Source organism: SAR324 cluster bacterium (assembly GCA_015232315.1).
Taxonomy (GTDB): domain Bacteria; phylum SAR324; class SAR324; order SAR324; family NAC60-12; genus JADFZZ01.
Map to the genome: position 1 here is coordinate 78528 of JADFZZ010000022.1, position 7977 is coordinate 86504.

At 40.9% G+C, this 7977-nt stretch carries 3 protein-coding genes and 1 rRNA gene; 3 read left to right on the plus strand and 1 reads right to left on the minus strand.

The window, feature by feature from the left end:
* Positions 1–26: 26 nt before the first annotated feature.
* Positions 27–1190, minus strand: coding sequence for a molybdopterin-synthase adenylyltransferase MoeB (gene moeB / locus HQM11_14295; protein ID MBF0352200.1), 1164 nt, complete (start codon positions 1188–1190; stop codon positions 27–29).
* 384 nt (positions 1191–1574) lie between these two features.
* Here moeB and HQM11_14300 point away from each other — a divergent pair, with 384 nt between their 5' ends.
* The 3 genes from HQM11_14300 to HQM11_14310 all read left to right on the plus strand — a co-directional run.
* Complete coding sequence (locus HQM11_14300) at positions 1575–4931, plus strand: hypothetical protein (protein ID MBF0352201.1); 3357 nt, start codon at positions 1575–1577, stop codon at positions 4929–4931.
* Between the two features lie 24 nt (positions 4932–4955).
* Positions 4956–7403: a hypothetical protein gene (locus tag HQM11_14305; GenBank protein ID MBF0352202.1), complete on the plus strand. Its 2448-nt coding sequence runs from the start codon at positions 4956–4958 to the stop codon at positions 7401–7403.
* A gap of 231 nt (positions 7404–7634) precedes the next feature.
* A 16S ribosomal RNA gene (locus HQM11_14310) occupies positions 7635–7977 on the plus strand; the annotation flags it as partial.

Below are 7977 nucleotides of genomic sequence, written 5' to 3' on the forward strand. Positions count from 1 at the left end.
CCGCTTCCGTGTTTTTGGGATGGGGCTTAATATTTGGGCATGGAGGGGTCCACAATATCCGCCCATTGTTCAATGCCACCACCCAGGTGTTTCGCCTTGGTAAATCCATGTCGGACCAATTTCTTCAAGGCTTCCAGCGATCGCTCACCCACATGACAGTATGCAATGGTCAGCGTATCTTTGTCCAGATTGGAAACTTCCTGGTCAATCTGAGAGAGGGGCAACAGCTTTGCGTTTTCGATATGGCAGATTTCCCATTCACTGGGTTCACGCACATCAAGCAGCACTATTTCCTCACCATCATTGATCATTTCTTCCAACTCCGGAGCGGTAATGGTATGTGCCGCTTCATCGAAAGCTTTGTCTTCTTCCTCATCAAAACCTGGCAGGTGGACATTACAGAACGTTTCATAATCCTGAAGTTCATGAATGGTCGCCTTGGCACTACACAGGGCACAGTCAGGATCTTTTTGGATTTTCACATCCTTGAAGGTCATGCGCAACGCATCAAAAATGAGCAATCTACTGGCCAGTGTTTTTCCGATTCCAATCAGTGATTTGACCGTTTCAGTAGCCTGAACCAACCCGACAATTCCAGGGAGCAGTCCCAACACACCACCTTCGGCACAATTGGGAACCAGCGCTTTGGGTGGCGGATTGCTGTAAAGGCAGCGATAACAGGGACTTCCATTGTGAGGATCAAATACAGTCATTTGCCCCTGAAACTGATAAATGGATCCATAAATCAGTGGTTTTTTGGCCAGATAAGCGGCATCGTTCACCAGATAGCGTGTGTTGAAGTTGTCTGAACCATCGACAATGATGTCATATTGGGAAAACAATTCAATGGCGTTGTCATTGGTAATGCCGTGATTATAGACTTCCACTTTTATGGTGGGATTAGCGGCCTGAATGGTTCGTTTGAGTTGTTCCACCTTGGGCTTACCAATATCATCTACAGTGTAGGCAATCTGGCGCTGAAGATTTGAAAGATCCACTACATCAAAGTCAACAATTCCGATCGTCCCCACACCAGCCGCACCGAGATACAATCCGATAGGACAGCCCAAACCACCGGCTCCTACAATCAGAACCCGGGATGATTTGAGTTTGATTTGTCCCTGAATGCCGACCTGGGGCAATCGTAAATGTCGGCTGTAACGGCTAATTTCTTCATGTGTCAGTTCCATAATCCTCTTAAAAAGAAATGAAAATTCCTAGTAATTATCAAGGCGCACAAAATAGCCCACCCATTAAGATGAGTCAAGCCTCACACCAATACCTGGATGCTGTTCGTTTCAGATCAATGCGGATTCAATATCAATTCGTCCTATAACTAAATTTGTAGATAATACGGAGAATGGGTTTATGTCAGACATGGTTTGTTATTGTTGCATGCGTCGTTTTACTATTATTTGCTCATAAATGACTGAGAATCCCGATTCCAAATAAAATTTTGTCGTTCATGTGAAAAAATATTGAATAAAAATAAAGTCTCTCCTCGACACACCAGAAAGGATTTGTTACAGGACAAATAAAATAAAACAGCAATTATTAAAAATGGGGAGTCTTTCATGAAACGTTGGATCTGGGTGGTGTTGGCGGGATTTATTCTTGGAGGGTGTGCCGCCCCAAGCCTGTTTTTGAATAATATTGCGGTCGATGGAGTGGTTTGCTTTCAGGCTAAAGCTACAGAACCGCATCAGATTGAATTTTCTACTTTTCTCAAGTGGGGTGATGGCAAAATTCTGAATCTTGCAGAACGTATCCTGTCTAGATTTCCTGATTCAACACAGATTTCATCGCCTGAGGAGACAATTTGTGAAAATGAATTGGGCATTGAACCCCGGTCGTTCACCCAGAAAAATTTTTTTGAAGGACATCTGGAACAGATTATAGGGGTCTATGCTCTGAGAAAAGGACTCCTCCAGAAGCCTGTCATTGATGATATTACGCAAAAAAACGAACAGTTTCAGATTGATGTGATTTTTCAGGATTATAAGGATATCCAAATTCGTCTGTCAGGCAATATTCAGGGGCTTAGTGTCAGGAAAAAAGCATCATCAGAAGGTCTGCCAGCGATTAAGACGATTGGTGACCGCTTGTTTTCCGTGAGTGAATCTGTCGTCTTGTTTCCCTTGAGTTATGAAATACAGACTGCTTTTATTGGCAAGGAACAGCCCTGTCAGTTGAGACAGGTTTCAAATCAGGAATATGTTTGTGAACTTCCTGTGGAAATATGCTTAATTCCCATTCGCGGTACATCTTCTAAAGAACTGAAAATGGTGCCGGAAGTTCGTGATAAAAAAAACAATCAGACCATTGCGTATCTGGATGCCAATCTTAAATATGCTCCTTCCTCCAGTTTTGTCCTCAAATACACCTCAATTAAAGACAAGATTCAGGAGTATCAAACACAGTGCTTTGATGATGTGAAGTTTTTATCACAATTTTCTAAAGACGGAGAAAAATTTTCTGAAGAAAATCCGTTGTTGCTCAGTTTTTTGAGGAAAATTGCGGATCCTTATTATTCAACATCCTTCAAGGTTGAAGTGGAATCCATGGAACAGGGAATCCATGCTCAGGTTATTTATGATGAATTGATAGAGATTCCGAACAATGCGACCTTTTTAAGGATCGAGGGGGGGCCTAAGCCTCGAGAGTTTCTGCCGGATGGCGGGACAACGCATGTGTCTTTTCCTGATAAATATCTGGATCCCAAATATCGATTTTTCATTGAAGTGAAACAGCGCATGGAGGAATGCAATCGCCAGCCGGGAATACCAGTGATCAAAGGGGAGGGATCTTATATTTGTGAAGCTGCCACTGTGATTCCTGTCGATTTATTGACAGATATTTCAGATCAGAAAGAAGATTGTTCCACGATTTTGAGTATCAGCGGCAGGGATTCAAACTTTTATAAAGATGGGACTTCCTGTGTTTTAAGAATACCAAAACTACTGTTGAATGATGTGTTGACTCAGCAAATACAACTCAATCTCCCGGGGGGTGATTATTTGAAGCCCTCTGGACGTGTTTCGTTGTTTTCCAAAGATACGGACACGCAATGCAGTGCGTTGTTTAATATTTCGAAGCATCAAATCAGGATCGATTTAAGAACAGGTGCATGCAGGAAACTGTTTCAACCAATTGCCAAACTTGTGTTAACCAATCAGAACGCATTGACTCCTGATTTATTACTTAAAGATCTAAAGTATCAGGTTGGCAAGGATGGGCCCTTGAAATCGCCAGTCCCTTCCTCAATGCGTACTGATGTATACTATCTTCCTGAAGCTTTCCTGGAAAAACAAAACGTCCGTGTGTTTTTGGGGGGAAAATCTGAGGAACTTTATGAAATCAAAGAGAACGAGTTGACTTATTTGGCTAATGATTCGGGCCCCTTTGAGAAAAAAATCGGGTTTCAGGCTGTGGCAACGCAAAAATATCGTATTTTGCATGACTTTGATTCAACGCATCCAATTCCATGCAAACAATGGAAAATTGAGGGCACTTTAGGCTCCATTCTGTTTAGTGATGGACCACAGGGATGTATCACTAATGAAGCGATCAGTCTTAAACGTCCATCTGATAAGCTGAATTTAAGATTATCCATGAGTCAGTGGAATCATCCTGAATTTGTTACAGATCCTTCAGTTACAGAAGTACATTTTGATATTCAACCTGATCAAAGCGTTTCAAAAACCACCTGCTATGCTGTTAAAAACAACGATCAGTTGAAATTGATGCTGACAGGTGTTGATTGCATCAAACAACTCAATCCACAGCGTGTCGTGAAAGTTGAAAATGCCTTCAGTAATGTCTTGGTCAAACAGTTATTATTCAAAAATTTACCGGAATTCGCGGCTTCCGTGAAAGAGCTTCATATACCTCTCGATTCATCATCAGTACTTCTCGAAAATGACCAGTACTCTTCCTATAAGGTTAAAGCCTTTCCAGTTACCTACGTATCCATCAATCATTTTGATGCCGTTACAAAAGAAAGTCTGCCTGCTGTCGACTGTGATGCGTTGAAACAGAAACTGAATCAAGCCGGTTATGGAATGATTGGACAGACTTGTTCTTTATCCTCAGGTGGACAATCAATGATTCCGATATATAAATATCAGAAAAATGCGTTGGGATCGGTGGATCTTGATTGTCGCGTGTCAATGCGAAAGGCATATCCATCTTTGCCGGGAACTGTGAATCTGGTGCCGGGAGTGTCGCCGCTCGTACCTCAATATCATAATCATAAAAACCGGGTGTTATGGATTGCGGTAAATAATACGGGAGAATGGGAACGGGAAACCAGCGATGGGACAGAAAAATGGTACCATATTTTAAGACGAATTTTTACAGAACTTACATCCGCACTTGATGCGTCTGTTGACGAAAGTTCGTTGGTGGGAACTGTTATCGGTCGACTGGATTCTTTAGTTTTGACATATCACTATGAAAAAGCAGATGAAGTTTTTTCCGCGGCACCTGACATTGCTGAAAAAAGGATGGTTTTTGTTCCACCTCATAAAGATTATGCTACAAGGCTATTGAATAAACCGCCGGGATACAGTACGAACTTAACAGCGGATTTTTTGGAACAGTTGTCTGAGAATCTCTATAATATGGAGGGTGAGCAACCCTTGGAATTGATCACGTTCATATTTAGAGACCCAGCATTGCATAGTAGCAATCAGGCAATTAAAAAATTAAAAAGAACTTTAATGGGACAAAATAAACACAGGGATATAAGGTGGATTATCATTGAGGCAGCTCCCGGTTCTCAAAAAAATGATACCATCAAATGGATCGATGAATTTCGTGATATTTCTGATTCGAATCATTCATGGGAAATGATTCATGAGGTTATCAACACAGAAAATCAATTGGAACAATATAAAACTAAATTGATTGATTTAACTCAACAATACTAAAATTCTACATGAGGGGAGGAAAACATGCCTTTAGTAATAATTTTTTTAGTTATTTTTTCTGGAACGTCTGTTTGGGCGCAGAATGCTGACTATAATACACCTGTTCTGGTATTGCAGGATAATACACCGGTGTATCAAGAATCTACTGGGTCAAAAGAAGAAAAGAAACTGCCTTTCATGGAAACGCTATGGACATGTCGCCCTTGCGTGACAAAGGAACATAAGGGCCGCTTGCAGGTATATTGGTATGATGGTGCTGAGGATGATCCTGGTAAACAATACAAACTCATGGGGTGGATGGAACAGGAGGATTTGCTCCTGAATCGGACAGCGCTCAAGGATGAAGAAACTGATATTATTAAAAAAGTTGTGTTGAGTAATAACCCCGTTCAACACCAGAAAGACGAAAAGCTTGATAAAATTCCGATTCGATTCTCACCCAGGGAAAATGCAAAAATTGAGGCGGAATTGGGGATTTTTGATTTCTATATGGTCTATGCCGAAACAAAAAATTTTTTATTGATTGGGAACAGTGTTGGTATTTCTAAGCCGTTACTCGCCAAAGATACAATATTGGGATGGGTTCCAAGGGCAAGAACCACAGCCTGGCGAACTAGAGAAGCCATACAATTTGATGAATTAAATCGTGATAAACGGCAGCCTGTAAAAATTTATCAAACCCTAGATGGATTAAAAGACAAGAATGAAAAAGAAGTCATTGGGACTGAGGATTTTAAATATAAAACAGACTTTAACAGTTTTCGTTTTCCTGTGATTTCCAAATCAGACAAAAAAAATTATTATGAAGTCTATTATGTGGGAGAAATTCATACAGAAGATGGCGATGTCGTTGCGGCTGGAGATTATGATGTTGCGTCTAACGCCCTCAAAAATGTGCAGGAGAAGCTCAAAGGGTTGCAGATTTTGATTGTTGTTGATGCGACAAAAAGTATGGAGTTTGCTTTTCCTCCTATTGCAAGGGCAATCTCAAAATTTACAAGAAATCAGCGGGTTGCACAATATGATGTGAAATTTTCGTTAGGTGTTTATCGTGATATCGCAGATGGAAAAGGAATATTTGAATTAAAGCGATTTACCGATGCTGTCACTATGGAGCGGTATATTGACCAAATCTCTAAAGATACTTCGTTTGCGCGAAGCAGTCCTGACGACAAATCTTTTCTGGAGGCGGTATACCAGGGAATTGAGCGGAGTATTTCTCAACAGCAAATAAAGGATCAGTTGTTGGGTGTGATTGTTATCGGAGATCATGGCAGTCATTTGGAAGAAGTCTCTGTAAGAGAAAAAAATCGGAATTCGCATGAAGCTGTTGCGGAAGCCTTGAAGCAATATCGGTCATTGTTTTTTCCTATTCAGGTCGCTACACATTCTTCTGTAACAGATTTGAGTACGTTGCCCAAGGTGCCAACATTACAAACATTTTATGATCAGATGAGAGATCTTCTAAAAGATAATAACCAGATTGATCGAAAAGTAGTATTTATTCCCAAAGCAGAGGGCGAGGATCCTACATCAACAGCGTATCAGAAAAAATTGGAAGATGCGATTAAGCAATATATGCGAGAAGCACTGGATGCTATCATTCAGTTGTCTGCCGTAGTGACTGCAAAACAGCAGGGTGCCAGTGACATAGTTGCCAAGAAATCCGTCAAAAACAAACCTGACACTGGAACGGATGATAGCACTTTATATGGAGTGAAACTCTCTGAAATTCTTGAAAAATGGCTGAAACAGGAAATCGAGGATGCCTTGAAACAAAAAGGAATAACAGATCCTGCTCAACTCAATGAAATGGTGGAACAACAGTGGAAGTTGGTTTCAAAAAATCGTTCTCAACTATTTCGCAAGGGATATCTCGAAAATTATCAGAACAATATTCCTCAAATGGAGGAAATGGTTCTCGTTGAAAAGAAAAATATTGTGAATCTGGTTTCAAATTTTGAAAAAATATTGAATGCCTATCGATCAGAACCTAAGAAACGAACTGAAGCATGTCGGCAAACGGTTCTTGGAATTCTGGGAGAAGCGATGCCTGATGCATCTGAGCAGGAACTTAGAAAATTAATGGAAGATGAAGGTTTAACGATGGAATCCATCAACCGAAAAATGACAGGCATCAATTTTAAGGGCAATAACTCATTATTGACACGTCATTGTGACGAATGGTCCAGCATGGATCCTATTCAAATGGAATCCGATGCCAATCGAATTCGCTTAAGCCAGGATCGCTTATTCAAGGTGTTGAATAATCAGGAAAGTTTGTGGCAAGGTACTGAAGAACCTCATCCCGTATATTCAAAACGGCAGATATTTAAAGTGAATGAGATATTTGTAGAAACAACAGACCAGTTAACAGGAAAACCAATTCAGGTTGATTTCAGGCCAAAAAAATATTGGTGGCAGCGTGGAGGTGCTACATATGCATGGATTCCCTTCATGTCTTTTCCGTAATCGCTTTATTTATGAAAATAAATAATCTGTTAATTCAACGATAAATGCGGAAAATAATAATTTAAATTAAATTTATTAAAAAAATGATTGACTCTATTTTTCGAGTTACGTATAAGTTCTGGATTCGCTGATTGCGAACGCAAATTAGTGATCTTTGACAGAGGAAAAGAGAAGAAGCGTGAGGGTCTTTAACAAGGCCAATGAGTTTAGAGAAAGTAAAGAAGAGTTAAGGAACATGAGAGTTTGATCCTGGCTCAGAACGAACGCTGGCGGCATGCCTAACACATGCAAGTCGAACGTGAAGTTTTCCTTCGGGGAAATGGAAAGTGGCGCACGGGTGAGTAACGCGTAGATAACCTGCCCTCAAATCTGGGATAACTCTCCGAAAGGAGAGCTAATACCGGATAAAACCGAAGATTGAGTGATTTTTGGTTGAAAGATTTATTGTTTGGGGATGGGTCTGCGTCCCATTAGCTAGTTGGTGGGGTAAAGGCCTACCAAGGCGACGATGGGTAGCGGGTCTGAGAGGATGATCCGCCACACTGGCACTGAGACACGGGCCAGACTCCTACGG

Bases quoted from the DNA above. Each gene is read 5' to 3' on its own strand.
- moeB (MBF0352200.1), bottom strand. From the start codon at position 1,190: ATGGAACTGACACATGAAGAAATTAGCCGTTACAGCCGACATTTACGA.
- HQM11_14305 (MBF0352202.1), top strand. From the start codon at position 4,956: ATGCCTTTAGTAATAATTTTTTTAGTTATTTTTTCTGGAACGTCTGTT.
- HQM11_14300 (MBF0352201.1), top strand. From the start codon at position 1,575: ATGAAACGTTGGATCTGGGTGGTGTTGGCGGGATTTATTCTTGGAGGG.